The following is a 25383-nucleotide window of genomic DNA, read 5'->3' on the forward strand; positions in this document are numbered from 1 at the left end:
ATTGCGTGTCGCCTTTTCTTATTGCGTTCTTCGCCGCGTGTGACGGGGGGTTATCCGTACGCTCCTCGCGGTGCGGACCGAATTGCGTACGGCCCGAGCCGCCGCCTACGAGCGGGCACGGCCGGAGATCCTCGACCACGTGCCCCTCACCGCCCGCCGGGTGCTCGACCTCGGCTGCGCCACCGGGACCACCGGGGCGGCCCTGAAGGCGCGGCAGGAGGCCGAGGTCACCGGCATCGAGATCGAGCCCGACTACGCGCGCGAGGCCGAGCCCCGCCTGGACCGCGTGCTGTGCGCCGACGCGGCGACCGTCCCCGACGACCTCCACGGTCCGTTCGACGCGCTGATCGCCGCCGACATCCTCGAGCACCTGACCGACCCGTGGACGACGCTGCGCGCGTACGCGGACCTGCTCGCCCCGGGTGCGACCGTCGTCATCAGCCTTCCGAACGTCGCCCACTGGAGCGCGTACGCGTTCCTCGCCCGCGGGCGCTGGCCGCGCAAGCCCGAGGGCATCTTCGACGCCACGCACCTGCGCTGGTTCACCCGCCGCGACGCGCTGGACCTGCTCACCCAGGCCGGCCTGGCCCCGCACACGGTCGTCCGGCGCCGCTGGCTGCTCACGCGCGGCTCCCGGCTGGACCGGCTCGCCCCACCGTTGACGCTGTTCACCTTCCAGCACGTGATCGCCGCGAGGAAGCCCGCATGAGCTATGACCTGCACGGGTTCCGGGTGCCGCCCGGACGCACCGTCGAGGACTGGTACGAGGACGAGGAGCGCGAGCGAGCGCTGATCGCCGCCGACCCGACGCCCAGCGCCGAGGAACGCGCGGAGATGGAGCGGCTCGCCGCCGCGGTCCACGCCGTCGACCCGTCCGCCGAGCGCCACGACACGCGCGACCACATCGAGTTCACGAACGCCGACGCCGTGCAGGTGTCGATCTTCCGCGAAGAAGCCGGCATCTCGGTGCCGTACTGGTACGACGGCGAGCGGGCCGAGGCGGTCATGGTCCGCATGCAGGAGTACGCCGGCGTCCTGACCGAGCTCGGCGGCTTGACGTTCTACGACCCGCAGACCGGTGAGACGGTCACCGGCCCGGGTGCGTCCGACGCGTACGACTACGGCGTGCGGGCGACGCAGGGCATCGCCGAGCGCATCGCGGCCGAGCCGCCACCACCACCGCCACCACCGCCACCAGCACCGCCGAAGAAGCGTGGGTGGCTGTCTAAGCTCACGCGCCGTGACTGACCTCTCCCGCATCTTCAAGGCCTACGACGTCCGGGGCATCTACGGCACCGACATCGACGGCGACACGGCGGAAGCGATCGGCCGCGGACTCGCGCGGGCGCTGTCGGACCTCTCCGGCAAGCCCGTCGGTGACTTGAAGATCGGCCTCGGCCGCGACATGCGCCTCTCGGCCCCCGAGCTCGCGCTGCGCTACCGCGAAGGCCTGATGGCCGAGGGCGCGCACGTGGTCGACGCCGGGATGGTCGGCACCGAGATGCTCTACTGGCTCGTCGGCAGCCGCGAGCTCGACGGCGGCCTCATGTGCACGGCCAGCCACAACCCGAAGGCCTACACGGGCGCGAAGATGGTCGAGCGCGGCTCGGTCGCCCTGTCCGGCGACCGCGGGCTGGCGGAGGTCCGAGCCCACATCGAGCACGGGCTGGGTGAAGCGCCGGGTGGCGGCTCCTTCGAGGAGGTCGACCTCTACGCCGACTTCCAGAAGGTCGCGTTGCAGGTCATCGACGCGAGCGTGATCAAGCCGCTGAAGGTCGTCGTGGACGGCGGGAACGGCATGGCGGGCCCGATGGTCGGGCCGATCCTCGACCGGCTGCCCGTCGAGGTCATCGAGACGTACTGGACCCCGGACGGCGAGTTCCCCGACCACGAGCCGAACCCGCTCCTGCCCGAGAACCGCGAGTTCATCATCAAGAAGGTGCTCGAGACCGGCGCGGACCTGGGCATCGCCTGGGACGGCGACGCCGACCGCTGCTTCTTCATCGACGGCGAGGGCGAGTTCGTCCCCGGCGACTTCCTGACCGCGCTGCTGGCCGCGTCCGTGCTCGAGAAGGTCCCGGGCGCCGACATCCTCTACGACGTGCGCGCGTCCCGCGCGGTGCCGGACACCGTCGAGCGCCTCGGCGGCCGCGCGCTGGTCAACCGCGTCGGCCACGCGTTCTTCAAGACCCGCATGCGCGACGAGGGCGGCGAGTTCGGCGGCGAGGTCTCCGGCCACTACTACTTCAAGGCGTTCTACAACGCGGATTCGGGCACCATCCCGGCGTTGCTGATCCTCGAGCTGCTCTCCAAGCGCTCCGCCACGCTCGCCGAGCTGCTGCGCGAATACCGCTCCCGCTACTTCATCAGCGGCGAGATCAACTCGACCGTCGCCGACCAGCAGGCCAAGATGGACGAGATCAAGGCGCTCCACGGCGAGGCCACGATCACCGAGCTCGACGGCATCAGCATCGACTACGACGACTGGCACTTCAACGTGCGCCCCTCCAACACCGAGCCGCTGCTGCGGCTCAACCTCGAGAGCCTGGTCTCGCAGGAGGACATGGAGGCCAAGCGCGACGAGGTGCTGGCCCTGATCCGCGCATGATCCGGACCCTTCCCATCCCGACGCCGTTCCGGGTGGGGAAGGTCAACTGCTACCTGATCGAGGACGACCCGCTCACGCTCGTCGACGTCGGCCCCAACTCCGCGCAGTCGCTCGTCGCGCTGGAGGCGCGGCTCGGCGAGCACGGCCGCCGGATCGAAGAGCTCGAGCGGATCGTCATCACCCACCAGCACTACGACCACCTCGGGCTGGTCGGGATCGTCGCCGAGCGTTCGGGCGCCGACGTCGTGGCGCTGGACCTGCTCAAGCCGGTGATCGAGGACCCGAAGCCGTACGCCAAGGCCAACGACCAGCTCGCGCAGGCGCTGATGCTCCGGCACGGACTGGACCCGGTGGTGGTCACGGCGCTGGCCGCGATGTCGGAGGCGATGCGCGCCTGGGGCGGCCACGCGCCGGTCACGCAGACGCTGCACGACGGCGGCACGCTCGCCTTCGCGAGCCGCACCTTCGAGGTGCACCACCGCCCGGGCCACTCCCCCAGCGACACGATCCTCTTCGACCCCGGCAACGGTGACCTGCTCGCCGGCGACCACCTGCTGGGCAAGATCTCCTCGAACCCGCTGATCGCCTACCCGCTCGACGGCAGCACGGAGCGCCCGCACGCGCTGCGGATGTACATCGACTCGCTGACGGCCACGCGCGCGATGCCGGTCGGCACCGTCCTGCCCGGCCACGGCGACGCGTTCACCGGCCACGCCGCGCTGATCGACGAGCGGTTCGCGATGCACGAGAAGCGTGCGCGCAAGCTGGCCGGCCTGATCGCCGAGCGGCCCCGCACCGCCCACGAGATCGCCCAGTCGCTGTGGGGCAACGCCGCGATCACCCAGGCGTACCTGACGCTCAGCGAGGTCCTGGGGCACGTCGACCTGCTGATAGAACGCGGCGAAGTGATCGAGAACGAAGTCGACGGCGTGGTCGAGTTCAGCACCGGCTGAGACGTGGACGAGCTCGAAGTCATCCTCGTCGCGCTCCTGCTCGGGATCGCGGTCCTCTCGGCCGCCGCGCGGGCCATCAACGTGCCGTACCCGATCGTGCTGGTGATCGGCGGCGCCGCGCTGAGCTTCTTCCCGGGGCTGTCGGAGGTCGATCTCGACCCGGATCTGGTCCTGCTGCTGTTCCTGCCGCCGCTGCTCTACACCGGCGCGTTCTTCGCCAACCTGCGGGAGCTGCGGACCGCGATCCGGCCGATCTCGCTGCTGGCGATCGGGCTCGTGCTGGTGACGATGGTCGCCGTCGCGGTCGTCGCGCACGAGCTCGTCGACGGCATGTCGTGGCCGGCGGCGTTCGCGCTGGGGGCGATCGTCGGGCCGACCGACCCGGTCGCCGCGACGGCGATCGCCCGCCGGCTGGGCGTGCCGCGGCGGATGGTCTCCGTGTTGGAGGGCGAGGCGCTCGTCAACGACGCGACCGCGCTGGTGGCCTACCGGATCGCGATCACCGCCGCCACGAGCGCCGTCGCCTTCAGCTTCCTCGACGCCACCTGGGACTTCCTGTGGAAGGCGACGGGCGGCATCGCGGTCGGGCTCGCGGTCGGCTGGATCGTCGCCTTCGTCCGCCGGCGCCTCGACGACCCGCTGATCGAGAACACGATCGGCCTGCTGACCGCGTACGCCGCGTACGTCCCCGCCGAGCTGATGCACGTCTCGGCGGTGCTCGCCGCGGTCACCTCCGGTTGCTACGTCGGCTGGATGGCGCCGCAGATCTCCTCGCCCGCGACCCGCCTGATGGGCTTCGGCATGTGGGAGCTGCTCCAGTTCCTGCTCAACGCGTTCCTGTTCATCCTGATCGGGTTGCAGCTGCCGTCCGTGCTGGAGGCGCTGCAGGGCAGCTCGCCGGGCACGCTGATCGTCTGGGCCGCGGCCGTCAGCGCGGCGGTGGTGATCTCGCGCCTGGTCTGGCAGTGGCTGCTCGTCTACCCCATCCGCTGGCTCGCCGCGCTCGGCCTGCTCAAGACGCGTGGGCGCACGCGCTGGCAGGAGCGCACCGTCGTCGGCTGGGCGGGCATGCGCGGGGCGGTCTCGCTGGCCGCGGCGCTCGCGCTGCCCGCGGACTTCCCGTCACGTGACGAGATCCTCTTCCTCACGTTCGCGGTCATCTTCGTCACGCTCGTGCTGCAGGGGCTCACGCTCGCGCCGCTGATCAACTGGCTCGGCGTCGTCGACGACGGCTCCGAGGAGGAGCGGGAGGAGCTGACCGCGCGGCTGTACGCGACGCAGGCGGCGCTCACCCGGCTCGAGGAGCTCGGCGGCGAGGACTGGACGCGCGACGACACGATCGAGCGCATGACCGCCCAGTACGGCTACCGGCGCCGGCGCTTGAAGGCGCGCGCCGGGAAGATCGAGGACGACGGCTTCGAGGACCGCTCGACGCAGTATCAGACGGTCGTGCGGGAGGTGCTGGAAGCCCAGCGGCGGGAGATCATCCGGTTGAGGAACCACGGCACGATCTCCAACGACGTCATGCACCGGCTCGAGCGCGAGCTCGACCTGGAGGACGAGCGGCTAGAAATATGACCGAGAGGGCTGCCGCCCCCTCGAGACTCCCCCGCTTAAGCCGGGCGAGCGAAGTCTGCCGGCTCGATGAGCCCGTGACGCAGCGCGCCGATCATGGTCTCCACCTGCTGAGCCATGTGCTCGCGGTCGAGCTTGGCCAGCGCGCGGTGGATCAGGTCGGCCCGGCGGTCGAGCTCGACGTCGAAGCGCTCCGCGACGCGGTTGGTCACCGTGACCTCGCGCCACACGTGGCACTCGCCGCAGCGGAGCTGCATCCACCACGCCTCGGGCGTGACGGGCTCCCATTCGACGGGGTTGACGTAGTCCTTGCCGCAAGCGGCGCAGTGGTGGAGGTCGTCCTCGCTCGGGCGCGAGGAGCGCTTCAGGGCGCGGGAGAGCCAGTTCGAGTCCGGGGAGTGCATCGCAATCTGAGTATCGGCAGGAGAAGGGGTCTTCTCCAGGGGTACTAGCCGAACTTATGTTTAGGGCTAGCCCTCCCGGGTGAGGTGCGTCACTTTGGCGCGTCGGGGAGCCACTCGAGCAGCGCGCGAGCGGCCTCGTCACCCTCCCTTACCGCGTAGTTCGTTCCCCGATCCTCCGGGAAGATCTGCGTGGTGTTGGCCAGGACGAGGCCCCTCCGCGGGGTCTTCATGGCCGGGATCTTCTCGCGGTAGCCGACGGTGACGATCGGCTGGGCAGCCGGTTCGCGATGTGACCAGATCTGCTTGACCCAGGAGCGGTCGAACCCGGGGTTGATCGCCTTCAGGCCCGGCGTGTAGCGCGCGAGCAGGTCCTCGGGTGCGAGGTCCAGCAGCTCGTGGCCGGCCGGCAGGTAGTTGGCGACGTAGAGGAAGCGGCGACCGTCGTAGCGCTCCGGCGGGATCAGGTTCGTGTGCTCGATCAGGCCGACGAACGGCAGGTCGTCGTCGCCGATGTTCGTCCAGTAGTAGGGCGAGAACCGGCGGTCGACCTCCAGCAGCAGGCACAGCGCCGTGAAGTACTCGATGCTCCGGGCCTTCGCCAGGTAGGCCTCCGGGAGGACGCCGGGTTCGAGCACCTGCTCGAAGACGTCGTTCGGGAGCGTGGCGAGGACGGCGTCGTACCGGGTGGGCTCGAGCGTCTCGAACTCGCGCGGGTCGTGGCCCTTGCGGAAGCTGCTGGGCGCGCCCGGCGTGACCGTGAAGTCGGCGGAGAGCTTGGCGATCGGGCGGTCGATGAAGACGTTGCCGCCACCGGCCTCGATCCGGGCCTGCAGCTCGTGGAACAGCGGCTCCCAGGAGCGCTTGGGGTAGCCGAGCTTCTCCTCGGCGGCGTCGTCGCCCCGGCGAAGCCGCAGCTTGTTCTGCAGCCAGACCATGGCGACGTCGTCGGCGCGCTCGCCGAACTTCCCGCGCAGGAGCGGGCCCCACAGCGCGCGGTACGCGTCCTTGCCCATGTAGCGCTCGATCCACGTGCGCGCGGTGACGCGCTCGAACGGGCCGGGGGCGCCGGGACCGCGCTGGATCCCGAGCACCGCCATGCCCAGGCGGATGCGCGCCAGGGGCGGCAGCGGCTTGAAGCGCAGCAGGTCCATCGGGGTGACGAACGGCCACTGCTTGCCGTCGGCGAAGTAGGCGACGCTGCTGCTCAGCCACTCCAGCTCGTCCGGCATGCCCAGCTCGTCGTAGAGCGCGGCGATGTGGCGGTCCGTGCTGAACAGGTGGTGGTAGTAGCGCTCGAGCAGGTGCCCGCCGCCGATGTCGATCGTCGCCGCCTGGCCGCCGAGCCCGGGCCAGCGCTCGTAGACGTCGACGGTGTGCCCGGCCTGCGTCAGGCGCAGGCCGGCGACGAGGCCGGTCACGCCGGCCCCCAAGACAGCGATTCTCACGGAGACGGTTCCTCGACGTTGATGCGTTCGCCGACCACGTACAGCGGCCGGTGCTTGACCTCTTCGTAGATCCGCCCGATGTACTCGCCGATGATGCCGAGCGTGATGAGCTGGATCCCGCCGAGCAGCAGGACGATGATGATCGTGGTCGGCACGCCGCGCTCGAAGATGTTCGCGTAGCGGGCGACGACCGTCAGCGGGATCGCCAGGAAGGCGACGATGCTGAAGAAGAAGCCGAGGAACGTCGCCCACTGCAGCGGCCGCGACGAGAAGCTGGTGATGGCGTCGAAGCTGAACCGCAGCATCTTGCGCAGCGGGTACTTCGTCACGCCCGCGTGACGCTCCTGGCGCACGAACGGCACGGCGATCTGGCTGAAGCCGATCCACACGGTCATGCCGCGCAGGAAGCGGTTGCGCTCCGGCATCGCGAGCAGCGCGTCCAGGGCGCGCCGGTCCATCAGCCGGAAGTCACCCGACTCGACGGCGAGGTTGAGCCCGGTCAGGCGGCGGAACGTGCGGTAGAAGCCCTTGGCGGTGACGCGCTTGAACGCGGTCTCCCCCAGCCGTTGCTCGCGCACCGCGTACACGACGTCGATCCCGTCCCGCCACTTGGCGAGCATCTGCGGGATGACCTCGGGCGGGTCCTGCAGGTCCCCGTCGAGCATCACGATCACGTCGCCGCGTGCGTGCTCGAGCCCGGCGGTGAGGGCCGGCTGGTGACCGAAGTTGCGCGCGAGCGAAACGACCTTCACGCGCGGATCGCGCTCCGCGGCCCGCGCCATCGCGTCCCGCGTGCCGTCCTTGGAGCCGTCGTTGACGAGGATGAGCTCGTAGTTGAGGTGCCCGAGCGCCGAGGCGACCCGCTCCGTGAACGGGTCGACCGTGTCCTCTTCCTCGTACATCGGCGCCACCACGCTCAGCAGCTCCGGCTCGCGGTTCATGCGCGCCAGGGTACTGGCGTACTCTGCGCGGATGCTTCAGGGCGTCTTCGCAGCCGTGCTCACCCCGATGCGCGCCGACCTGTCGGTCGACCGCGCCGCCTACGCCGCGCACTGCCGGCGACTGCTCGACGAGGGCGCGCACGGCCTCGGGATCTTCGGCACCACCGGCGAGGCGAACTCGCTGTCCGTGGCCGAGCGGATCGCGGCCTGGGAGGATCTGGTCGCGGACGGGATCCCCGCCGACGTGCTGCTCCCCGGCACCGGCGCGTGCGCGCTGCCGGACGCGGTCACGTTGGCGAAATCGGCGCTGGACGTCGGTGCGCCGGGCGTGCTCGCGCTGCCGCCGTTCTACTACAAGGGCGTCAGCGACGACGGCCTGTTCCGGTTCTTCGCGGAGCTGATCGAGCGCGTCGGCGACGACCGGCTACGGCTGTTCCTCTACCACATCCCGCCGATGGCCCAGGTGGGCTTCACGCCCGAGCTGATCGGCCGGTTGCTCGAGGCGTATCCGGGCGTGGTCGTCGGCACGAAGGACTCCGCGGGCGACCCGGCGCGGATCGAGCGGCTGTGCCGCGAGTTCCCCGACCTGACCGTGTTCGCGGGCTCCGAGCGGTTCCTGCTCGACACGCTGCACTGGGGCGGCGACGGCTGCATCTCGGCCACGTGCAACGTCACCGCACCGCAGTCCCGCCGCGTCTTCGACCTGTGGAGGGCGGGCGATCCCGAGGCGGCCGCCCAGCAGACGGCGCTGACCGAGGCGCGCACGTTCCTCGAGGGCTTCCCCCCGATCCCGGCGCTCAAGGCGATCATGCGCGCCCGCACGGGCGACGACGTGTGGACGAACCTGCGCCCGCCGCTCGACGCGCTCGACGACGAACGCGCCCGCGCGGTGGTCGCCCGGCTCTGATGGGTAGCGCCTCGGCATGACCATGGACCCCAAGCCGGACCCCGAGGAGCAGGACCAGGACCACGACCCGCGGCAGACGTCCGAGAACCCGGGCGGTCAGGCCGAGGCCGAGGACGAGCGCGAGAACATCGACGGGGACGACTCCGCCGCCTGATCGCGCGAGAAGCGGTCGCCGCCGTCTGACGGAGGCTCCTCCGGCGGGCGGCGGGTGACGAAGTGCAGCGCCAGGCCCGCCGCGAGGACGGCGAGGCCGATCAGCGTGACGGTCGGCTCCAGCCACAGCAGCAGCAGCGCGGCCACGCCGACGATCGCCCGGGCCGGCCAGGCGATCTCGCCTCTCAGCCAGCCCTCGAGGGCGAGGCCGAGCGCGATCACCGCGATGATCGAGACGACGACGGCGAACGCGATCGTCTCCAAACCGCCCTGGAGCAGCAGGCCTTCGCCCTTGGGCGCGAGCACGAACGCGAACGGGACGAGGAACGCCGGCAACGTGTACCGGCACGTGAGCATCATCGTCTTGAAGCCGTTGCCGCCCGTGATCGCGGCGGCGGCGAAGGCTGACAGCGCGGTCGGCGGGCTCACCTCGCTGAGGACCGCGTAGTAGAAGATGAACATGTAGGCGGCGAAGTCCTCGACGCCCAGGGCGACCAGCGCGGGCGCGACGACCGCGGCCGCGATGATGAAGCTCGCCGTGACGGGCACCGCCAGGCCGAGGATGAGCACGGCGACGGCGCTCAGGACGGCGGTCAACGCGAGCGAGCCGCCCGCGAGGTCGACGATCAGGCCGGCGAGCTTGAGGCCGAGCCCGGTGAGCGAGACGACGGCGACGATCAGGCCCGCAGCGGCGGTGGTGGCGGCGATCGGCAACACGCCACGCGCGCCGGCGACGAGCGCCTCCCAGACCTCCTTCGGCCCCATCCGGTCGCGGCGGTCGAGGAAGCTCAGCGCGAACGCGACCACGGTGGCGATCAGCACCGACCGGAAGGCGGAGAAGCCGACCGCGAGCAGGATCACGATCAGGAACAGGCTCGAGAAGTGGTAGCCCCAGCGGGCGAGCAGCTTCAGGACGCCGGGCGTGTCGATGTCCAGTCCGTGGACGGCGTGGCGGCGGGCGTCGGCCTCGATCGCCATCAGGATGCCGACGTAGTAGAGGACCGACGGGACGAGCGCGTAGACGAGCACCTGGAGGTAGCTGACCTCGAGGATCTCGGCGATGATGAAGGCGGCGGCGCCGAGCGTCGGTGGCGAGAGGATCGCGCCGATGCCGCTCGCGGCCATGATCCCGCCGCCCTGATCCTTCGGGTACCCGGCCTTGCGCAGGAGCGGCCAGGCGACGCTCCCCAACGTCACCGTGGTCGCGACGCCCGAGCCGGACACCGTGCCGAGCAGGAAGCCGGCGAGCGCGCTGGTGCGGCCCGGCCCGGTCCGCGAGCGGCCGAAGGCGGCGAACGAGATCTCGACGAAGAAGCGGGCGGCGCCGCTGAACTCGAGCACCGCGCCGTAGATCGCGAACAGGACGATGTAGGTGGCAGCGACGTCCAGCGGCACGCCGAAGATGCCTTCCAGCCCCATGTAGGACTGGCCGACGATGCGGTCGATCCCGTAGCCCTTGTGCCCGATCTGCGTCCAGTCCGGCAGCAGCCCGCCGAAGTACGCGTAGAACAGGAACGCGAGGCAGATCGCGGGCAGCGCCCAGCCGGTCGTCCGGCGGGTCGCCTCCAGCACGAGCAGGATCGACGCGACGCCGAAGAGCACGTCGAGCGTCTCCGGTCGTGCCGCGCGGCGCATCAGGTCGGGCGTGAAGACCGCGTAGCCGATCGCCAGCAGCGCGAGCACCGCGACCACGTAGTCGGCGACGGTCGGGCGCTTGGCCCGGCCGAAGACGATGAACGTGAGCAGCAGCGCGACCGCCAGGAACGCCGGCCGGTAGACCTGCGGCGCGAGCGGCTGGAAGACCCAGAAGATCGCGAACAGCGACAGCCCCGCGCCTCCCGCTGCGACCATCCGCGCCGGGAACCCGTCGAGCTTGCGCCCGGGCCGCTCGGCCTCGTACTCGTCCAGCAGCTCTTCGGTCTTCTGGCTCACTGCTCCACCACCAGCCTGAGATGGACGGGTCCGCCGTACAGCGGGACGTGCTTGGTGCCGGCGACGAGCGTCCGCTGCCCGCGCCGGGTGGCGGCGAGCGGCATCGTGGTGAACCGCGCGGGGCGGTCCGGACGCAGGACCCACAGCGATCCCTCGCGGCTGCGGGTGCCGTCGAGCTCGTAGTAGTCGAGGACGCGGCCGTCGCGCGAGGCGATGCTGTCCAAGACGAAGCCGCCGTCGGTCGCCCGGAAGCGCTCCTCGGCGGCGGCCCGATAGACGCTGTGCCGATAGGTGAGCGCGAAGTGCCCGTCCGCGGGCAGCGCCGCGCTCGCGACCTCGCGCCCCTGCCCGTCCCGCGCCACGACCTCTGCACCGCCGCAGCCGGAGAGCGCGATCAGCCCGAGCAGCGCCATCCGTCTCACTCGGCTTCCTCGTAGTAGCGCTTGGCGCCCTCGTGCAGCTGGACGGGCTCGACCACCTGCTGCGCGTCCTCGAGCGTCAGCTTCTCCGCCGACGGGTGGATCTCGGCCAGCTCGGCCTTGTGGTCGAACATGAGCTTCAGCAGGTCGTGCGCGAGCGTCGGGCTCATGTCCTCGCGCACCATCAGCAGGTTCGGGACGCTGATCGTCTTGACCGGTGGGACGCCCGGGTACTCGCCCTGCTCCACCTCCGCCTCGACGTACGCCTCGCCGTAGCGCTCGTTGAGCTTCGGCAGGTACGCGTCCAGCGGCAGCAGGACGATCTCGTCGGTGGTGGCGAGGTCGGTGATCGCTCCCGTGGGCAGGCCGCCCGACCACACGAACGCGTCGATCGAGCCCTCCCGCAGCGCCGCGGCCGACTCCCCCACGCCCAACGCGCGACGCGTCACGTCTTCGTCGGGGTCGAGCCCCGCGACCTCCAGCAGCCGCAGGCCGATCACCTCGGTGCCGGAGTTCGGCGCGCCGATCGAGACCGTCTTGCCCTCGAGGTCCTCGATCCGCTCGATGCCGGACGACTTCAGGGCCACGACGTGCGTGAAGTTCGAGTACAGCGTCCCGAGCGCGCGCAGCGGCAGCTTCTCGCCGTGGAACGAGTCGCGGCCCTCGACCGCGTCGATCGCCGTGTCCGCCAGCGAGAACGCGACCTCCGAGTCACCGTCGGCGACGAGGAACAAGTTGTCGACCGACGCGCTGGTCGTCTCGGCCGTCGTCGGGTGGCCGTTGGCCGAGAACATCTCGGCCACGCCGCCGCCGTACACCTGGTAGACGCCGCCGGAGCCGCCGGTCGCGATCGACATGCGGCCTTCACCGCCGGGCGGGTCCTCCAGCGAGCACGAGCCCAGCACGAACGCGCACCCTGCGAGCGCCACGAGGCCTCTCCTCCTCATGAAACCCCAGTTCCCGGTTTACACTCGGCTCATGCGCCGAGCGATGCAGGTCCTCTTCGTGCTCGCGCTTCCGGGACTGGTGTTCGGGTTCCTGAACTCGGTGCGGACCGACGGCGCCGGCGTCTACGACCCGATGCTGCCACCGACGGACCCCGGCTGGCAGAGCCTCGCGGCCGCGCTGCTGCTGGTCCCGCCGGCGTTGGTCGCGGTCTACGCGCTGGTCGTCGTGGTCGAATGGCTGCTCACAGGGCCACGCCCTGGTCGGCGAGCCAAGCCCTGACGTTCTCCGGCGGGTTGCCGTCGAACTCCGCCTTGGCGGCGTGCGCGAGGACGTGCTCGGGCGTGTTGTCGATCTCGTCGGGGCGGTGGGCGAGGTAGAGCGTGACGGCCTGGGCCATGACGATCGGGGCGTCCTCGTCGACGCCCCACATCACGCGCTCCTCGAGCCCGTCGAGGATGCCTCGCACGGGCTGGTCGGCGTCTTCGTAGCGCACGGCGAACTCCTCGACCGCCGGGTCCTCACCCGGCGGGTCGACGATCGCGACTGCGCGGCGTACGAGGTCGGCGAGGGAGATCAGGGTCCAATCCGTCGGCATGGATCCTGGCCTACCCAGGGCTCAGAACTCGATCACACTCCGGATGCCGTCCTGGTGGTGCATGAGCTCGAAGCCGTGGTTGACGTCCTCGAGCTTGATCCGGTGCGAGATGAACGGGTCGACGTCGAGCTTGCCGTCCAGGTAGAGCTGCACGAGCTGCGGGACCTGGTCGCGGCCCTTGACGCCACCGAAGCTCGAGCCCGCCACGCGGCGGCCCGTGATCAGGTAGCGCGGGACGACGTCCAGCGTCTCGCCCTTGCCGGCCACGCCCGTGACCGTGCACAGCCCCCAGCCCATCCGCGCCGACTCGACCGCCTGGCGCATCACGTTGACGTTGCCGGTGGCCTCGAAGGTGTAGTCGGCGCCGAAGCCGCCGGTCTCCTCCAGGACCTTCTCGACGGTGCCGTCGCCGCCGATCCAGGTGTCAGTCGCGCCCTGGCCGCGGGCGAGCTCCAGGCGATCCTCGCTCAGGTCGACGCAGATGATGCGCTCGGCGCCCTGCAGCCGCGCGCCGGCGACCGCGCCCAGGCCGACCATGCCGGCGCCGTAGACGACGACGGTCGACCCGGCCTCGACCTTGGCCGTGAACATCGCCGCGCCCATGCCCGTCGAGAGGCCGCAGGCGAACAGCGCGGCGCGGTCCAGCGGCGCCTCGTGCGGGACCTTGGCGAGCGCGATCTCCGGCATCACCGTGTACTCGGCGAACGTGCTCGTGCCCATGAAGTGGCGGATCGGCTCACCGTCGCGGCTCAGGCGCACCGTGCCGTCGGGCAGGTGGCCGAGGTTCTGCTCGGCGCGGATCGCCATGCAGAGGTTCGTCTTCGGCGACAGGCAGTGCACGCACTCGCGGCACTGCGGCGAGAAGAGCGTGACCACGTGATCACCGACGGCGACGTCCTTGACGCCTTCGCCGATCTTCTCCACGACGCCCGCGCCCTCGTGCCCGAGGACCGCGGGCGCGTAGCCGGACGGGTCGGCTCCGGAGGCCGTGTACATGTCGGTGTGGCAGACGCCGCACGCCACCAGCCGGACGAGCACCTCACCGGGCTTCGGGTCCGCCAGGTCGACCTCCTGGACGACGAGCGGCTTGCCGAACTCCTCCAACACCGCGGCACGCATCTTGGTCATGCGTGGGAACCTAGCGATCCATGTGGGTGATCTTCGACCTCAACGGGACGCTCCTCGATCCCGCCGCGCTGCTGGACCCGCCCGAGATCCCGATCGCCGCGCTCGACGAGGCGAACATGATGGCCATGGTCACCGTCCTGGCGGGCCGCGAGACGACGTTCAAGCCGCTGTTCGAGGCGGCGCTCCGGCGCGGGCTCGAGCGCGCCGGCCGTGAGCCGGTCGACGTCGACCTGGGCGGGATGCCCGCGTATCCGGACGTCCCGGACGCGCTGCGGTCGCTGCGCGGGGCCGGATTCCGGCTCGCGGTCCTGACGCAGTCCGCGGTCGAGCCGAGCGAGCACGCACTGGCGAACGCCGGCATCCGCGAGCACTTCGAGCACGTCCTGTCCGCTCCGGCCCTCGGCGCCTTCAAGCCCGAGGACCTCGCCTACGAGGCGGCGCTGGAACGCCTCGGGACGACCGAGGCGTGGTTCGTCGCCGGGCACTGGTGGGACGTGGCGGGCGCGACCTTCGCGGGCCTCAAGACGGCCTGGGTCAGCCGCACCGACATCGCCTACCCGGTCGCGATGCCCGAGCCGCACCTGCGCGGCACGGACATCGCGGACGTCGCCGCGCAGATAAAGGCCCAGGGCCTTTAGATCCGGCGGAAGAAGCGGCGCGCCGGCGGGCGGCGGAAGTTCTCCTGGGCGAGTGAGGCGTTGACCGCCACGAGGCCGACCTCCGCGACCAGATTGGCCAGGCCGATCACGTTCAGGCGGCGCTTGGTGCGGCGCTGCTGGTCGGTTGCCCTGGGGGCCGCGTGATCGCCGTCCGACAGCGGGACGGCGCCGTCCGGGGCCTGCTTGGCGAAGCGCATGCCCTGCGCCGCGCTCGCGAGGCCGGTGACGGCGACGGCGGCGACGAGGGCGTCCTTCGCGTAGGCGAGCTTGCGCTCGGTCGGCGACAGGCGCGAGTTGGCCGACTCGGCGGCGCGGGCGCCGATCCAGCCCGTGCCGATCGCCAGCAGCGAGAGCGAGTTGATCGTGCCGTAGCGGCGCCAGGCGGCGTTGACCACCTTGCCGCGCTCGGCCTCGTCGTGGATCTCGGTGACGCTCGGATGCAGGGCGAGTCGGGCGAACAGGTTGCCGCCGAGCAGGCCGGCCATGCCGACGTCGTGCGCGGCGCGGCCGAGCTTCGAAGCAGGAACGCTAGGGACGTGCATGAACGGGCTCTACCCGTCGGGCGCCCGGACCCTCGCGTCCCAGGCGGTCGTCCGGGTTCACCAGGGCGCACTTGTCCAGTGAGAGACAGCCGCAGCCGATGCAGTCGGTGAGGGAGTCGCGCAGGCGCTCGAGCTGCGCGATCTGCTCGTCGACGCGCGCCCGCCACTGCTCCGTGAGGCGCTCCCAGTCCTCGCGCTTGGGCGTGCGCGAGGCGGGCAGCTGCGCCAGCTCGTCGCCGATCTGCTCGAGCGTGAGGCCGATCCGCTGGGCGAAGAGGATGAACGCGACGCGCCGGATCACGGGCCGCGCGAACCGCCGGTGGCCGCCGCCGACGCGCTCGGACGCGATCAGCCCGCGCTCCTCGTAGAAGCGCAGGGCGCTGGTCGCCACGCCCGTGCGCGCGGCCACCTGGCCGATCGTGAGCAACTCCGCCACTTGAATTCAAGTATACTTGAAGTTTCACAATGCTCCCATGCTGTCCGATGCCTGCATGCAGGGACGTACATGAGAGGCCACCAAGTCCTGAAGCCCCATTTCCTCCTGGGACTCGGCGGGACGATGCGGTTCGGCTCCTCGAGTGAGCGCGCGCTGCGGATCGCCATGGAGCACGCCGCGGAGCGCGGCGCCGAGACGCTGCTGATCACGGGCGCGCGCCTGGATCTGCCCACGTACGACCCGGCGCTGGACCCGACCCCCGCGGCGGAGTACGTGATCGACGCGGTCGAGCGCGCCGACGGCGTGCTCCTCGCCTCGCCGTCCTACCACGGCGGGATGACCGGGCTGCTCAAGAACGCGCTCGATCACCTGGAAGCGCTGCGGGACCGCCCACGGCCGTACCTGCGCGACCGGGCGGTCGGGTTGATCGCCACCGGCGACGGCTGGCAGGGCCCGAACGCGACGCTGCAGACCCTGCGGATGACCGTCCACACGTTGCAGGGCTGGCCGACGCCGCTCGGGATCGCCCACAACGTCACCGACAGCGGCGTGGAGGCCGTGCGCCCGCAGCTGCACCTGATGGCCGACCAGGTGCTGGACTTCGCGAGCCTGCGCGCGGGTGCGGCCGTTGCTTGAAGTCAGCGGGCCGGAGGCGGCCGCCTATCTGGACTCGCACCTGACCGCGCCGGTCGGCGACCTCGCGGACGGCGACCGGCGACGGGCCGCGCTGCTCACGCCGAAGGGGACGTTGCTGGCGCTGCTCGACGTGCACCGCGCCGCCGGGGCGTTCCGGCTGCGCGGCGGCGACGAGACGGCCGCGCACGCGCTGACACGCGGGCGGGTCGGGTGGCGGGTCGACCTGACGCCGCTGCCGGCCGCACCGCCCACGCTGTCCGACCTCGAACGCGTCGAGGCCCTCGTGCCCGCCTTCGGCCCCGACATCGACGAGCGCACGCTCCCGCACGAGGCCGGGCTCGTCCCCGACGTCGTCCGGCTGGACGGCGGCATCTACCCGGGCAAGATGACCGTCCTGCGCCAGGAGCGCTCCGGGACGATCCACCGGGCGCTGCGCCGGCTCGCGCTCGAGGCACCCGTCGAGCCCGGCACGCCCGTGCACGACGACGAGGGCCCGCTCGGCATGATCGGCACGGCCGTCGTCTCCCCCACCCGTGGCCCGCTCGCGCTCGCGCTCCTGCGCCGTCGCGCCACGCCGGGGAGCCGGGTGCGCGTCGCCGGGGTGTCGGGTATCGTCGAGCCGTGACGCTGACCCGCGAGCAGCTCGAAGAACACCGCCGCCACGTCGCGCGCCACAAGGAGCCCGACGCTCCGCTGACGCCGCAGCAGGAGGCGATGCTGAAGCTGCAGACAGGCGTCGGCAACGCGGCGCTCGCCCGGGCGATGCTCAACCGCCAGCTCCCGGATCTGGTTCCGCGCCTCCAGCCGCCGCAGCCGATGGACGAGGCGGTCCGCCAGCACGTCGTCACCTACCTGGAGAAGATGCGGCTGGCGATCCAGCTGCACAACATGGAGGGCACGATCTCCATGCCGGAGCTGGTCAACCAGGTCCGCCAGAACGTGCCCGAGGCGCTCGCCGCCACGCCCTTCCAGATCGAGCTCGTGATCACCGAGATCCTCGCGGGCGACACGCCGCCGCCCGTCCGCAAGGTCGACACCAGCGACGGCCGCGCCGCGGAGGTCGAGGCGAAGATCCTCAACTCGATCCCGAAGCCGCCGAAGGAGCTCAAGCTGCACGCCGGGCCGGGCACGCTGACGTTCGCGTTCACGGGTGAGGCGAAGCTGCAGGCCGGGCCGGTCACCGCCACCGCCGACAAGGACGGCGCGTCGGTCGGCGTGTCCGGCGGCGACGCCTCCGTCACGGCCCAGGGCGCGTTCGCGGGCGACTCGTTCGGCCTGAAGGCGTCCGTCAAGGGCGTCGCGTTCGACGCGCAGATCAAGAAGGACAGCGCGACGAACCAGTGGTCGAAGTTCACGGCCAACGTGAAGATCCCGATCGCCGGCAACGAGACGGTCGAGGACCGCCCGCCGCAGGAGGAGATCGTCGCCGCGGTCATGCAGGCCGAGGCGGCCATCAACGAGGTCGCCGCCCACCTCGCGCAGGGCGGCAGCCCGACCGACGAGGTCGTCAAGAGCAAGATGGCGCTGATCAAGCCCGCGTTCGAGAAGGTCGGCGCGGCCGTCGAGGAGCGCAAGGGACCACAGGCGAGCGTGAAGCTGAGCGTCGGGACCGACGACCCGAAGCTCGGCAGCTACGGCGTCGTGAGCCTGGTCATCGAGTTCTAGAGGTGCGCCTGGTCGTTCCAGGTCAACAGCGCCCAGCCGTCGTAGCGCTCGCCCTCGATGAAGTAGTCGCGGCGCTGCTGGAACAGCGTGATGCCGGTGTTGATGTGACCCATCCGGTAGAGCGCCGGAAGGTGCGCGGGTGAGAACGCCTCGCGGAAGAGCGCCCTGCCCGTGAAGTAGTGGATGAAGCCCCAGTGCGAGACGCAGAGGATGCGCTCGCTCTCGACGCGCTCCGCCAGGCGCTCCTGCACGCGATCGACGCGCGCCAGGATCGCGTTGAAGGACTCCGAGCCCGGCTCGGCGTGGTCGGGCGGCGACTGCGGCATCCACGTGATGTGGCCCTCGCCGTCGAAGTTCGGCGAGACGGCGCGGTAGGCGTCCGACTGGACCGCCTCGTGCAGGTCCCCGTCGGTCTCGAACGGCAGCCCGAGGACCTCGCCGATGCCCTGCGCGGTCTCCTGCGCCCGCCCGTACGGCGACGCGATGATCCGCTCGATGCCCTCGCCCTTCAGGCGCTCGCCGAGCCCGCGCGCCTGCTCCCAGCCGCGCTCGGACAGGTGGTCGCCGTCTGCGGGCTCGGGCTCGCCGTTGCGCTCGGCGAGGTTGAAGAGCGACTCGCCGTGCCGCGTGAAGCAGACGATCACTGCGCGGCGACGTTCTTGAGGAACAGCTCGTGCACGCGGCTCTCGCCCGCGATCTCCGGGTGGAACGAGATCACGAGCATGTTGTCCTGGCGGGCGGCGACCGGATGGCCGTCGACCGACGCGAGGATCTCGACGGCGTCGCCGTACTCGGCCAGCCACGGCGCGCGGATGAACACCGCGCGCACCGTGCCGTCGATCCCCGGGATCTCGAGGTCCTCCTCGAAGCTCCTGATCTGGCGGCCGAACGCGTTGCGCCGGCACACCGTGTCCATCACGCCGAGGTGCTCGCGGTCGAGCATGATCATCCCCGCGCACGTGCCGAGCACGGGCTTGCCCGACCGCACGAAGTCCCGCAGCGGGTCGCCGAGCCCCTCGCGCTTGATGCCGAGCGTCATCGTGGTCGATTCGCCACCCGGCATCACCAGCCCGTCCAAGCCCTCCAGGTCGGCGGGCACGCGGACCTCGCGGACGTCCGCCCCGAGGTCCTGCAACATCTTGGAATGTGCCTCGAAGTCGCCCTGGAGGGCGAGGACGCCGACTACCAACCGCGGTTGGCCAGGAGCTGCTGCTCGTCGAGCTTGCGCGACTCGAGCGACTGCATGGCGGAGCCCAGGCCCTCGGACGCCTTCGCGACGCGGTCCGCGTCCCGGAAGTGGGTCGTGGCCTCGACGATCGCCGCGGCGCGCGTGGCCGGGTCCTCGGACTTGAAGATGCCCGAGCCCACGAACACGCCCTCGGCGCCGAGCTGCATCACGAGCGACGCGTCGGCCGGCGTGGCGATGCCACCCGCGCAGAACAGCACGACCGGCAGCTTCTGCTCGGCCGCGACCTGGCGGACGAGGTCCAGCGGCGACTGCAGCTCCTTCGCGGCGGTCGCGAGCTCCATGTCGTCCAGGGTGCCCAGGCGGCGGATCTCGCTGCGGATCGCGCGCAGGTGGCGCACGGCCTCGACGATGTCGCCGGTGCCGGCCTCGCCCTTGGAGCGGATCATCGCCGCGCCCTCGCCGATCCGGCGCAGCGCCTCGCCCAGGTGGGTCGCGCCGCACACGAACGGCACCTTGAAGCCCCACTTGTCGATGTGGTTGGCCTCGTCGGCGGGCGTCAGCACCTCGGACTCGTCGATGTAGTCGACCTCGAGCGCCTCGAGCACCTGCGCCTCGGCGAAGTGGCCGATGCGCGCCTTGGCCATGACCGGGATGGTCACGGCCTCCTGGATGCCCTTGATCATCGCCGGGTCGGACATGCGCGCGACACCACCGTCACGGCGGATGTCGGACGGCACGCGCTCGAGCGCCATGACGGCCACCGCGCCCGAGTCCTCGGCGATCTTCGCCTGCTCGGCGTCGACGACGTCCATGATGACGCCGCCCTTCAGCATCTCGGCCAGACCGGCCTTCACACGGAACGTCGCTTCGTCTCTCATAGCCGCAACGATGTTATCCACGCACGCGCCGGTGGCGGGGCTCGCGTCCGGGCGGCTGCTTCGGCTCCGGGCCCGGGTCCTCGACGTGCCACTCGCGCGTCACCGGGCCATCGATCGTCAGCGTCTCGTCGTAGTGGACGATCTCGAGCGGCTCGCCGTCCACCAGCTCGTAGGTGACGTCCTTGTGGCGGACGCGCACGCGGATGGACCTGTTCCGGTAGCGCACCCGGAACTCCAGCCGTGACAGCGCGTTGGGCAGGCGGGGACGGAAGCTGAGGTCGCCGCCGAAGTCGCGCATGCCGCCGAAGCCCGCCACGGCGGCGATCCAGGAGCCGGCGAGCGACGCGATGTGCAGCCCGTCGCGCGTGTTGTCCATGAGGTCGCCGAGGTCCATCCGGGCGGCCTCGCCGAAGTAGTCGTAGGCGAGGTCGAGGTGACCGACCTCCGCCGCGATGACGGCCTGCGCGCAGGCGGAGAGCGAGCTGTCGCGGACGGTGATCGGCTCGTAGTAGGCGAAGTCGCGCGCCTTCTGCTCGGCGCTGAACTGGTTGCCGCGCATGTACAGCGCCAGCACCAGGTCGGCCTGCTTGACGACCTGCGTGCTGTAGAGCCGGAAGTACGGCACGTGCAGCAGCAGCGGGTACTGGATGCCGTTGAACTCGAACGTCCGGTGGTGCGTGAAGCCCTCGGCCTGCGGGTGCACGCGCAGGCGCTCGTCGTACGGGATGTGGATGGCGGACGCGGCGTCGCGCCAGGCGGCGATCTCCTCGTCGTCGACGCCCAGGGCCCGCGCGTGGTCGACGTGCTTGGAGGCCACGAGCGCCGCGTGCCGCAGGTTCTGCTCGGCCATCAGGTTCGTGTAGACGTTGTCGTCGGCGACCGCGGAGTACTCGTCCGGACCCGTGACGCCGTCGATGTGGAACCGGCCCTCGTGGTCGTGGTGGCCGAGCGAGCGCCACAGCCGCGCGGTGTGGACGAGCAGCTCCAGGCCGGTCGTGGCCTCGAACTCCTCGTCGTCGGTGGCGCGCACGTACCGGATGACGGCGTCGGCGATGTCCGCGTTGACGTGGAAGCCGGCCGTGCCCGCGGGCCAGTACGCGCTGCACTCCTGACCGCGGATCGTGCGCCACGGGAACGCCGCGCCCTTGAGCTCCAGCGTCTTGGCCCGTTCCAGCGCGAGGCCCAGCGTGGCGTGGCGCCAGCGCAGCGCGTCCGCGGCGGCGTGCGGCTGCGTGTAGGTGAGCAGCGGCAGCACGAACGTCTCCGTGTCCCAGAACGCGTGCCCGTCGTAGCCCGGGCCCGTCAGGCCCTTGGCCGGGATCGCGCGCCGCTCGGCGCGAGCGCCCGCCTGCAGCGTGTGGAAGAGCGCGAAGCGGACGGCCTGCTGGAGCTCGCCGTCGCCGTCGATCTCGACGTCCGCGTGCTCCCAGAACCCGTCCAGGTACTCGCGCTGCTGCTCGGCCAGGCGGTCCCAGCCGGTCCGCTTGGCCGACGACACGGCGGCGTCGACCTGGTCGCGCACGCTGGGCAGCGAGCGCCGGCTCGACCAGCCGTAGGCGAGGAACTTGGTGAAGCACAGCGTCTTGCCGGGCTGCAGCTCCGCGGTCAGCCAGACCCGGCCAAGGTCGTGCCCGGCCTCCGCGCCGGCGACGATCCCGTCGACCTTCTCGACCACGTGGTCCATGCCCGCGGCCATCCGCAGCTTGCTCTTGTGCGTGCGGTGGACGAGCACGACGCGCAGGTTGTTGACCTCCTGCTCCTCGGCCTCCAGCGGCGCCTCGAGCGCCGCCGCGGCCCGCGGGTCGCGCGTCTTCATCGCGTTCGGCTCGTTGGCGACGAGCTCGGACTGCGCGACGATCCGCAGCGGCTCGTCGTCGCAGACCTTGATCTCGTAGCGGATCGCGGCGACCGAGCGCTGGACGAAGCTCACCAGGCGCGTCGAGGTGATCTCCACCTCGCGCCCGCTCGGCGAGCGCCAGCGGACGTGGCGGCGCAGCACGCCGTCGCGCAGGTCCAGCGACCGGGTATGCCCGAGCAGCTCGCCGTAGCGGATGTCGAACGGCTCGTCGTCGACGAGCAGCCGGATCAGCTTGCCGTTGGTGGCGTTGACGACGGTCTGCCCGTCCTCCGGGTAGCCGTAGCCGGCCTCGGCGTACGGCAGCGGCCGCGTCTCGTAGAAGCCGTTCAGGTACGTGCCCGGAAGCCCGAACGGCTCCCCCTCGTCGAGGTTGCCGCGCAGGCCGATGTGGCCGTTGGAGAGCGCGAAGACGGACTCGGACTGCGCGAGCACGTTGAGGTTCAGGCGCTCCTCGCTGACCGCCCACGGCTCGACGGTGAAGGCGGGATGGTCGATCACAGCAGCTCGGACAGGTCGTCCACGACGATGTCCGCTCCGTGCGCTTTGAGGGCTTGCGCCTGGTTCGCTCGGTTCACTCCCACGACGAACCCGAAGTGCCCGGCATGGCCCGCGGCCACACCTGCGAGCGCGTCCTCGAACACGGCGGCGTGCTCGGGCGCGACGCCGAGGCGCTTGGCCGCCTCCAGGAACGTGTCCGGCGCGGGCTTGCCCTTCAGCCCCAGCTCCTGCTTGACGCCCCCGTCCACGCGCTCCTGCATGAACCGGGCCATGTCCGTGACCTTCAGGACCTCGGCGGCGTTGTTGCTCGAGCTCACGAGCGCGCGCTTGAGACCCGCCGCCTCCGCCGCTTCCAGGTACCGCCGCGACCCCTCGTAGGCCTCCACGCCCTGCTCGCGGATCAGGCGCAGCACGAGGTCGTTCTTGACCGTGCCGATCCGCGTGATCTCGCTCTCGGGCGGGTGCACGTCGCGCGAGGCCAGGAAGTCCCTGATCCCGTCCTCGCGCGCTTTGCCGTCCACGTACTTGACGTAGTCCGTCGCGATGTCGAACGGATAGCCCTCGTCCTCGAAGGTGGCTTTCCACGCCTTGGCGTGAACCGCGGCGGTGTCGGTGAGCACACCGTCGAGGTCGAACAGGAGGGCGGTGATGCCGCCTGGCAGACCCAGCACGGCGTTGAGGCTAAGACCTACTTGAGACGGAACGCGCGGATGCGGTCGTCGTACTGCGCGCTGTCACGCGAGTACAGGCCGTACGCAAGCGCCTGCAGGATGCTCAGCAGGCCGGTGTGGCTGCGGACGAACGCCGGCGAGTTGCTCGAGTAGTAGAGGGTGCGCTCGGAGAGCTTGGCGACGTCGGAGAGCGTCGCGTCGACGATCGCCAGCGTGTTCGCGCGGCGGTGCCGGGCGATCTTCATCGCGCGCAGGACGAGCGGGTGCGGGCGTCCGGCCGAGAGGCCGATGACCAGCGTGCGCTCGTCGATCCGGCCGAGCCGGCTGAGCGCCTCCTGGGACGGGGACGCGGCGATCTCCGCGCGGACGTCGAGCAGCATCAGCAGGTGGCGCAGATAGGACGCGAAGAACGCCATCTGGTCCGTGCCCGCGATGAGGATCTTCTCTGCGGACGCGATCGCCTCGATCGCGCCGTCGACCTCGGAGCGGCTGACGTGCCGCGCCGTGTCCTCGACGTTGACGTGGTCGGCGGCGATCGCCTGCTCGAACGGCGACTGGTCGATGCTGAACAGCGGCGCCGACGGCTCGGGCGTGGTCGTCGTGCGGTGGTGGTGGCGGTACTCGTCGCGCGCCGCCTCCTGCAGCTCCGGGAAGCCCTCGAAGCCCAGTGCCTGGCTGAAGCGCACGACCGTCGAGCTCGACGTGTTCGCGCGCCGGGCGAGCTCCTCGGCGGTGTGGAAGGCGACTTCGTCGAGATGGTCGACGACGTACTGGGCCACGTCCTTCTGGGAGCGGGAGAACTCCTCGAAGCGCGCGGAGATGTACGTGGAAAGTGTTTGATGGCCGCGGGCGGCCGGCGGCATCGTGGCAGTCCTCGGCATGGCGAGGCGATCTTTCGACGGTCGCTCCCTAACCTCCTCCCGACTCATGCAATCCATTGCGACTCGACTCGACGGACCGGTGTTGCTCGCGCCGAAGCTGCACGGTGATGAGCGCGGCTTCTTCGTGGAGACGTTCCGCGCCGACGTTGCGCGCGAGCACGGCATCCCCACCGACTACGTGCAGGACAACCACTCGCGCTCGCGGCAGGGCACGCTGCGCGGCATCCACTTCCAGACGCATCCGGGCCAGGGCAAGCTCGTCCGGGTGGCGCGCGGTCGGGTGTGGGACGTCGTCGTCGACCTGCGGCGCGGCTCGCCGACGTTCGGCGAGTGGGAGGGCTTCGAGCTCGACGACGTGAGCGGCCGGGTCCTCTACATCCCCGTCGGCTTCGGGCACGGCTTCCTCGTGCTCAGCGACACCGCGGACTTCGTCTACAAGTGCACCAACTACTACGACCCGGCTACCGAGGCCGGCATCAAGTTCGACGACCCGGACGTGAACGTCGAGTGGCCCACGGACGAGGTCGAGCTGCTGTATTCGCAGCGTGACAAGGACGCGCCGCGCCTGTCGGAGATCGCGGACTCGCTGCCCTTCACGGTGTGAAAGGGCGCTTCGCACCCTCGCCGACCGGGGTCCTGCACCTCGGGAACCTGCGGACCGCGCTGCTCGCGTGGCTGTTCGCGCGGTCGGCGGGGTCGGCGTTCCTGCTGCGGATCGAGGACCTCGACGCCGGCCGCGTGCGACCCGGGTTCGCGGAGGCGCAGCTCGAGGACCTGCGCGCGCTCGGACTCGACTGGGACGGGGAGGTCGTCCGGCAGTCGGCGCGAACCTCGCTGTACGCGGAGGCGCTGGAGCGGCTCCCGGTGTACGAGTGCTTCTGCACGCGGGCCGAGGTGTCCGAGGCCGCGTCGGCCGCGCACGGGCCGGTCGGCGCGTACCCCGGCACGTGCCGGGGGCTGAGCGAGGCGGAGCGCGCCGCTCGGCGCGCGGCCGGGCGCGTGCCGGCGTTGCGGGTGGCGGCCGACGGTCCCGTCGTCACGTTCGTCGACCGCGTGCTCGGCGAGCAGTCCGGCTTCGTCGACGACTTCGTCGTGCGTCGCAACGACGGCGCGTTCGCCTACAACCTCGCGGTCGTGGTCGACGACGCCGCCCAGGGCGTCGAAGAGGTGGTGCGCGGCGCCGACCTCGTGGACTCCACACCGCGGCAGATCTGGCTCGGCCGTGCGCTGGGCGCGGCGGACCTGTCGTACGCGCACGTGCCGCTCGTGCTGGGCGCCGACGGACGCCGACTGGCCAAGCGCCACGGCGACGTGACGCTGCGCGAGGTCGCCCCGGACGCCGCCCTGGCCTGGATGGCCGCGTCGCTGGGATTGAGCGGCTCCTCCCCGCGTGAGCTGCTGGCCGGGTTCGATCCCGCCCAGGTCTCCCGCGAGCCCACCACCTACCCATAGACTCACGCCG

The 25383-nt window shown here is 71.1% G+C and carries 30 protein-coding genes; 14 read left to right on the top strand and 16 right to left on the bottom strand.

Annotation, left to right across the window (positions count from 1 at the left end; translation table 11 throughout):
• Window positions 1-70: 70 nt before the first annotated feature.
• The 5 genes from C8N24_RS27665 to C8N24_RS27685 are packed head-to-tail and all read left to right on the top strand — an operon-like array spanning window position 71 to window position 5139.
• Window positions 71-709 (top strand): class I SAM-dependent methyltransferase, encoded by a 639-nt coding sequence (locus tag C8N24_RS27665; protein ID WP_170179472.1) that lies wholly within the window; start codon window positions 71-73, stop codon window positions 707-709.
• A complete protein-coding gene (locus C8N24_RS27670) occupies window positions 706-1248 on the top strand; it encodes a hypothetical protein (RefSeq protein WP_121256257.1) in 543 nt (180 codons plus the stop codon). Before C8N24_RS27665 ends, C8N24_RS27670 begins: the two co-directional genes overlap by 4 nt.
• Window positions 1241-2608 carry a phosphomannomutase/phosphoglucomutase gene (locus C8N24_RS27675; RefSeq protein ID WP_121256259.1) on the top strand — a complete coding sequence of 456 codons (1368 nt, stop codon included), beginning with the start codon at window positions 1241-1243 and terminating at the stop codon, window positions 2606-2608. Before C8N24_RS27670 ends, C8N24_RS27675 begins: the two co-directional genes overlap by 8 nt.
• Window positions 2605-3561 carry an MBL fold metallo-hydrolase gene (locus C8N24_RS27680; protein ID WP_121256261.1) on the top strand — a complete coding sequence of 319 codons (957 nt, stop codon included), beginning with the start codon at window positions 2605-2607 and terminating at the stop codon, window positions 3559-3561. Before C8N24_RS27675 ends, C8N24_RS27680 begins: the two co-directional genes overlap by 4 nt.
• Window positions 3562-3564: 3 nt before the next feature.
• Window positions 3565-5139 carry a Na+/H+ antiporter gene (locus C8N24_RS27685; protein WP_121256263.1) on the top strand — a complete coding sequence of 525 codons (1575 nt, stop codon included), beginning with the start codon at window positions 3565-3567 and terminating at the stop codon, window positions 5137-5139.
• Window positions 5140-5174: 35 nt separating this feature from the next.
• Here the strand turns inward: C8N24_RS27685 and C8N24_RS27690 are convergent, their stop codons facing one another.
• The 3 genes from C8N24_RS27690 to C8N24_RS27700 form a co-directional block, all read right to left on the bottom strand.
• On the bottom strand, window positions 5175-5540 hold the full coding sequence (locus C8N24_RS27690) for a hypothetical protein (protein WP_121256265.1): 366 nt from the start codon (window positions 5538-5540) through the stop codon (window positions 5175-5177).
• A gap of 89 nt (window positions 5541-5629) precedes the next feature.
• The gene (locus C8N24_RS27695) at window positions 5630-6985 is read right to left on the bottom strand and encodes an NAD(P)/FAD-dependent oxidoreductase (RefSeq protein WP_121256267.1); all 1356 of its coding nucleotides are present in this window, start codon (window positions 6983-6985) and stop codon (window positions 5630-5632) included.
• The gene (locus C8N24_RS27700; RefSeq protein WP_121256269.1) at window positions 6982-7926 is read right to left on the bottom strand and encodes a glycosyltransferase family 2 protein; all 945 of its coding nucleotides are present in this window, start codon (window positions 7924-7926) and stop codon (window positions 6982-6984) included. Before C8N24_RS27700 ends, C8N24_RS27695 begins: the two co-directional genes overlap by 4 nt.
• 31 nt (window positions 7927-7957) lie before the next feature.
• On the opposite strand from C8N24_RS27700, the gene C8N24_RS27705 reads away from it, so the two are divergent.
• Together C8N24_RS27705 and C8N24_RS34390 are read left to right on the top strand one after the other, a co-directional pair.
• A complete protein-coding gene (locus tag C8N24_RS27705; RefSeq protein ID WP_121256271.1) occupies window positions 7958-8833 on the top strand; it encodes a dihydrodipicolinate synthase family protein in 876 nt (291 codons plus the stop codon).
• A 16-nt stretch (window positions 8834-8849) separates the two neighbouring features.
• Window positions 8850-8987, top strand: coding sequence for a hypothetical protein (locus C8N24_RS34390; RefSeq protein ID WP_170179473.1), 138 nt, complete (start codon window positions 8850-8852; stop codon window positions 8985-8987).
• Here C8N24_RS34390 and C8N24_RS27710 read toward each other — a convergent pair.
• The 3 genes from C8N24_RS27710 to C8N24_RS27720 are packed head-to-tail and all read right to left on the bottom strand — an operon-like array spanning window position 8930 to window position 12284.
• On the bottom strand, window positions 8930-10918 hold the full coding sequence (locus C8N24_RS27710) for a TRAP transporter permease (RefSeq protein WP_211340165.1): 1989 nt from the start codon (window positions 10916-10918) through the stop codon (window positions 8930-8932). The two genes, C8N24_RS34390 and C8N24_RS27710, sit on opposite strands and share 58 nt — an antisense overlap.
• Complete coding sequence (locus tag C8N24_RS27715; RefSeq protein ID WP_147448014.1) at window positions 10915-11340, bottom strand: DUF1850 domain-containing protein; 426 nt, start codon at window positions 11338-11340, stop codon at window positions 10915-10917. The genes C8N24_RS27710 and C8N24_RS27715 overlap by 4 nt, the downstream gene beginning before the upstream one ends.
• A complete protein-coding gene (locus C8N24_RS27720; RefSeq protein ID WP_121256275.1) occupies window positions 11337-12284 on the bottom strand; it encodes a TAXI family TRAP transporter solute-binding subunit in 948 nt (315 codons plus the stop codon). Before C8N24_RS27720 ends, C8N24_RS27715 begins: the two co-directional genes overlap by 4 nt.
• Before the next feature lie 31 nt (window positions 12285-12315).
• Between C8N24_RS27720 and C8N24_RS27725 the strand changes: the two genes are divergently transcribed.
• Window positions 12316-12564 (top strand): hypothetical protein, encoded by a 249-nt coding sequence (locus C8N24_RS27725; protein WP_147448015.1) that lies wholly within the window; start codon window positions 12316-12318, stop codon window positions 12562-12564.
• Here C8N24_RS27725 and C8N24_RS27730 read toward each other — a convergent pair.
• Window positions 12527-12880: a hypothetical protein gene (locus C8N24_RS27730; RefSeq protein WP_121256279.1), complete on the bottom strand. Its 354-nt coding sequence runs from the start codon at window positions 12878-12880 to the stop codon at window positions 12527-12529. The two genes, C8N24_RS27725 and C8N24_RS27730, sit on opposite strands and share 38 nt — an antisense overlap.
• 21 nt (window positions 12881-12901) lie before the next feature.
• On the bottom strand, window positions 12902-14008 hold the full coding sequence (locus C8N24_RS27735; RefSeq protein WP_121256280.1) for an alcohol dehydrogenase catalytic domain-containing protein: 1107 nt from the start codon (window positions 14006-14008) through the stop codon (window positions 12902-12904).
• A 20-nt stretch (window positions 14009-14028) separates the two neighbouring features.
• On the opposite strand from C8N24_RS27735, the gene C8N24_RS27740 reads away from it, so the two are divergent.
• Window positions 14029-14646: an HAD family hydrolase gene (locus tag C8N24_RS27740; protein WP_121256282.1), complete on the top strand. Its 618-nt coding sequence runs from the start codon at window positions 14029-14031 to the stop codon at window positions 14644-14646.
• Here C8N24_RS27740 and C8N24_RS27745 read toward each other — a convergent pair.
• Together C8N24_RS27745 and soxR are read right to left on the bottom strand one after the other, a co-directional pair.
• Entirely contained in the window at window positions 14643-15209 is a 567-nt protein-coding gene (locus C8N24_RS27745) for a hypothetical protein (protein WP_147448016.1), read from the bottom strand. The two genes, C8N24_RS27740 and C8N24_RS27745, sit on opposite strands and share 4 nt — an antisense overlap.
• On the bottom strand, window positions 15196-15645 hold the full coding sequence (gene soxR, locus C8N24_RS27750; RefSeq protein ID WP_121256286.1) for a redox-sensitive transcriptional activator SoxR: 450 nt from the start codon (window positions 15643-15645) through the stop codon (window positions 15196-15198). The genes C8N24_RS27745 and soxR overlap by 14 nt, the downstream gene beginning before the upstream one ends.
• Before the next feature lie 69 nt (window positions 15646-15714).
• On the opposite strand from soxR, the gene C8N24_RS27755 reads away from it, so the two are divergent.
• From C8N24_RS27755 to C8N24_RS27765, 3 genes are read left to right on the top strand one after another with little or no spacing between them, the layout of a single operon-like run.
• The gene (locus tag C8N24_RS27755; RefSeq protein ID WP_121256288.1) at window positions 15715-16281 is read left to right on the top strand and encodes an NADPH-dependent FMN reductase; all 567 of its coding nucleotides are present in this window, start codon (window positions 15715-15717) and stop codon (window positions 16279-16281) included.
• On the top strand, window positions 16274-16906 hold the full coding sequence (locus C8N24_RS27760; protein WP_170179474.1) for a hypothetical protein: 633 nt from the start codon (window positions 16274-16276) through the stop codon (window positions 16904-16906). Before C8N24_RS27755 ends, C8N24_RS27760 begins: the two co-directional genes overlap by 8 nt.
• The gene (locus C8N24_RS27765; protein WP_121256292.1) at window positions 16903-17946 is read left to right on the top strand and encodes a hypothetical protein; all 1044 of its coding nucleotides are present in this window, start codon (window positions 16903-16905) and stop codon (window positions 17944-17946) included. Before C8N24_RS27760 ends, C8N24_RS27765 begins: the two co-directional genes overlap by 4 nt.
• Here the strand turns inward: C8N24_RS27765 and C8N24_RS27770 are convergent.
• From C8N24_RS27770 to C8N24_RS27795, 6 genes are read right to left on the bottom strand one after another with little or no spacing between them, the layout of a single operon-like run.
• Window positions 17943-18590: a histidine phosphatase family protein gene (locus C8N24_RS27770; protein WP_121256294.1), complete on the bottom strand. Its 648-nt coding sequence runs from the start codon at window positions 18588-18590 to the stop codon at window positions 17943-17945. The genes C8N24_RS27765 and C8N24_RS27770 overlap by 4 nt on opposite strands.
• On the bottom strand, window positions 18587-19135 hold the full coding sequence (pdxT, locus tag C8N24_RS27775; protein ID WP_281272674.1) for a pyridoxal 5'-phosphate synthase glutaminase subunit PdxT: 549 nt from the start codon (window positions 19133-19135) through the stop codon (window positions 18587-18589). Before pdxT ends, C8N24_RS27770 begins: the two co-directional genes overlap by 4 nt.
• The gene (gene pdxS, locus C8N24_RS27780) at window positions 19129-20013 is read right to left on the bottom strand and encodes a pyridoxal 5'-phosphate synthase lyase subunit PdxS (protein ID WP_121256296.1); all 885 of its coding nucleotides are present in this window, start codon (window positions 20011-20013) and stop codon (window positions 19129-19131) included. The genes pdxT and pdxS overlap by 7 nt, the downstream gene beginning before the upstream one ends.
• A gap of 13 nt (window positions 20014-20026) precedes the next feature.
• Window positions 20027-22369, bottom strand: a complete 2343-nt coding sequence (locus C8N24_RS27785) for a glycoside hydrolase family 65 protein (RefSeq protein WP_121256298.1) — start codon at window positions 22367-22369, stop codon at window positions 20027-20029.
• On the bottom strand, window positions 22366-23040 hold the full coding sequence (locus C8N24_RS27790; RefSeq protein ID WP_121256300.1) for an HAD family hydrolase: 675 nt from the start codon (window positions 23038-23040) through the stop codon (window positions 22366-22368). Before C8N24_RS27790 ends, C8N24_RS27785 begins: the two co-directional genes overlap by 4 nt.
• Window positions 23041-23057: 17 nt before the next feature.
• A complete protein-coding gene (locus tag C8N24_RS27795; RefSeq protein WP_121256302.1) occupies window positions 23058-23921 on the bottom strand; it encodes a MurR/RpiR family transcriptional regulator in 864 nt (287 codons plus the stop codon).
• 46 nt (window positions 23922-23967) lie between these two features.
• On the opposite strand from C8N24_RS27795, the gene rfbC reads away from it, so the two are divergent.
• Together rfbC and gluQRS are read left to right on the top strand one after the other, a co-directional pair.
• Complete coding sequence (rfbC, locus tag C8N24_RS27800; RefSeq protein WP_121256304.1) at window positions 23968-24525, top strand: dTDP-4-dehydrorhamnose 3,5-epimerase; 558 nt, start codon at window positions 23968-23970, stop codon at window positions 24523-24525.
• Window positions 24522-25373, top strand: coding sequence for a tRNA glutamyl-Q(34) synthetase GluQRS (gene gluQRS, locus C8N24_RS27805; protein WP_121256306.1), 852 nt, complete (start codon window positions 24522-24524; stop codon window positions 25371-25373). Before rfbC ends, gluQRS begins: the two co-directional genes overlap by 4 nt.
• The last annotated feature ends 10 nt before the right edge of the window (window positions 25374-25383 follow it).

This window comes from Solirubrobacter pauli (assembly GCF_003633755.1).
In the GTDB taxonomy this organism is placed as follows: Bacteria; Actinomycetota; Thermoleophilia; order Solirubrobacterales; family Solirubrobacteraceae; genus Solirubrobacter; species Solirubrobacter pauli.

What these genes read in the sequence shown, in the direction of transcription:
- C8N24_RS27670 (WP_121256257.1), top strand. Translation starts at nt 706, where the DNA reads ATGAGCTATGACCTGCACGGGTTCCGGGTGCCGCCCGGACGCACCGTC.
- C8N24_RS27680 (WP_121256261.1), top strand. Translation starts at nt 2,605, where the DNA reads ATGATCCGGACCCTTCCCATCCCGACGCCGTTCCGGGTGGGGAAGGTC.
- C8N24_RS27690 (WP_121256265.1), bottom strand. Translation starts at nt 5,540, where the DNA reads ATGCACTCCCCGGACTCGAACTGGCTCTCCCGCGCCCTGAAGCGCTCC.
- C8N24_RS27700 (WP_121256269.1), bottom strand. Translation starts at nt 7,926, where the DNA reads ATGAACCGCGAGCCGGAGCTGCTGAGCGTGGTGGCGCCGATGTACGAG.
- C8N24_RS27705 (WP_121256271.1), top strand. Translation starts at nt 7,958, where the DNA reads ATGCTTCAGGGCGTCTTCGCAGCCGTGCTCACCCCGATGCGCGCCGAC.
- C8N24_RS34390 (WP_170179473.1), top strand. Translation starts at nt 8,850, where the DNA reads ATGACCATGGACCCCAAGCCGGACCCCGAGGAGCAGGACCAGGACCAC.
- C8N24_RS27720 (WP_121256275.1), bottom strand. Translation starts at nt 12,284, where the DNA reads ATGAGGAGGAGAGGCCTCGTGGCGCTCGCAGGGTGCGCGTTCGTGCTG.
- C8N24_RS27725 (WP_147448015.1), top strand. Translation starts at nt 12,316, where the DNA reads ATGCGCCGAGCGATGCAGGTCCTCTTCGTGCTCGCGCTTCCGGGACTG.
- C8N24_RS27730 (WP_121256279.1), bottom strand. Translation starts at nt 12,880, where the DNA reads ATGCCGACGGATTGGACCCTGATCTCCCTCGCCGACCTCGTACGCCGC.
- C8N24_RS27735 (WP_121256280.1), bottom strand. Translation starts at nt 14,008, where the DNA reads ATGACCAAGATGCGTGCCGCGGTGTTGGAGGAGTTCGGCAAGCCGCTC.
- C8N24_RS27740 (WP_121256282.1), top strand. Translation starts at nt 14,029, where the DNA reads ATGTGGGTGATCTTCGACCTCAACGGGACGCTCCTCGATCCCGCCGCG.
- C8N24_RS27745 (WP_147448016.1), bottom strand. Translation starts at nt 15,209, where the DNA reads ATGCACGTCCCTAGCGTTCCTGCTTCGAAGCTCGGCCGCGCCGCGCAC.
- C8N24_RS27755 (WP_121256288.1), top strand. Translation starts at nt 15,715, where the DNA reads ATGAGAGGCCACCAAGTCCTGAAGCCCCATTTCCTCCTGGGACTCGGC.
- pdxS (WP_121256296.1), bottom strand. Translation starts at nt 20,013, where the DNA reads ATGAGAGACGAAGCGACGTTCCGTGTGAAGGCCGGTCTGGCCGAGATG.
- C8N24_RS27795 (WP_121256302.1), bottom strand. Translation starts at nt 23,921, where the DNA reads ATGCCGAGGACTGCCACGATGCCGCCGGCCGCCCGCGGCCATCAAACA.
- rfbC (WP_121256304.1), top strand. Translation starts at nt 23,968, where the DNA reads ATGCAATCCATTGCGACTCGACTCGACGGACCGGTGTTGCTCGCGCCG.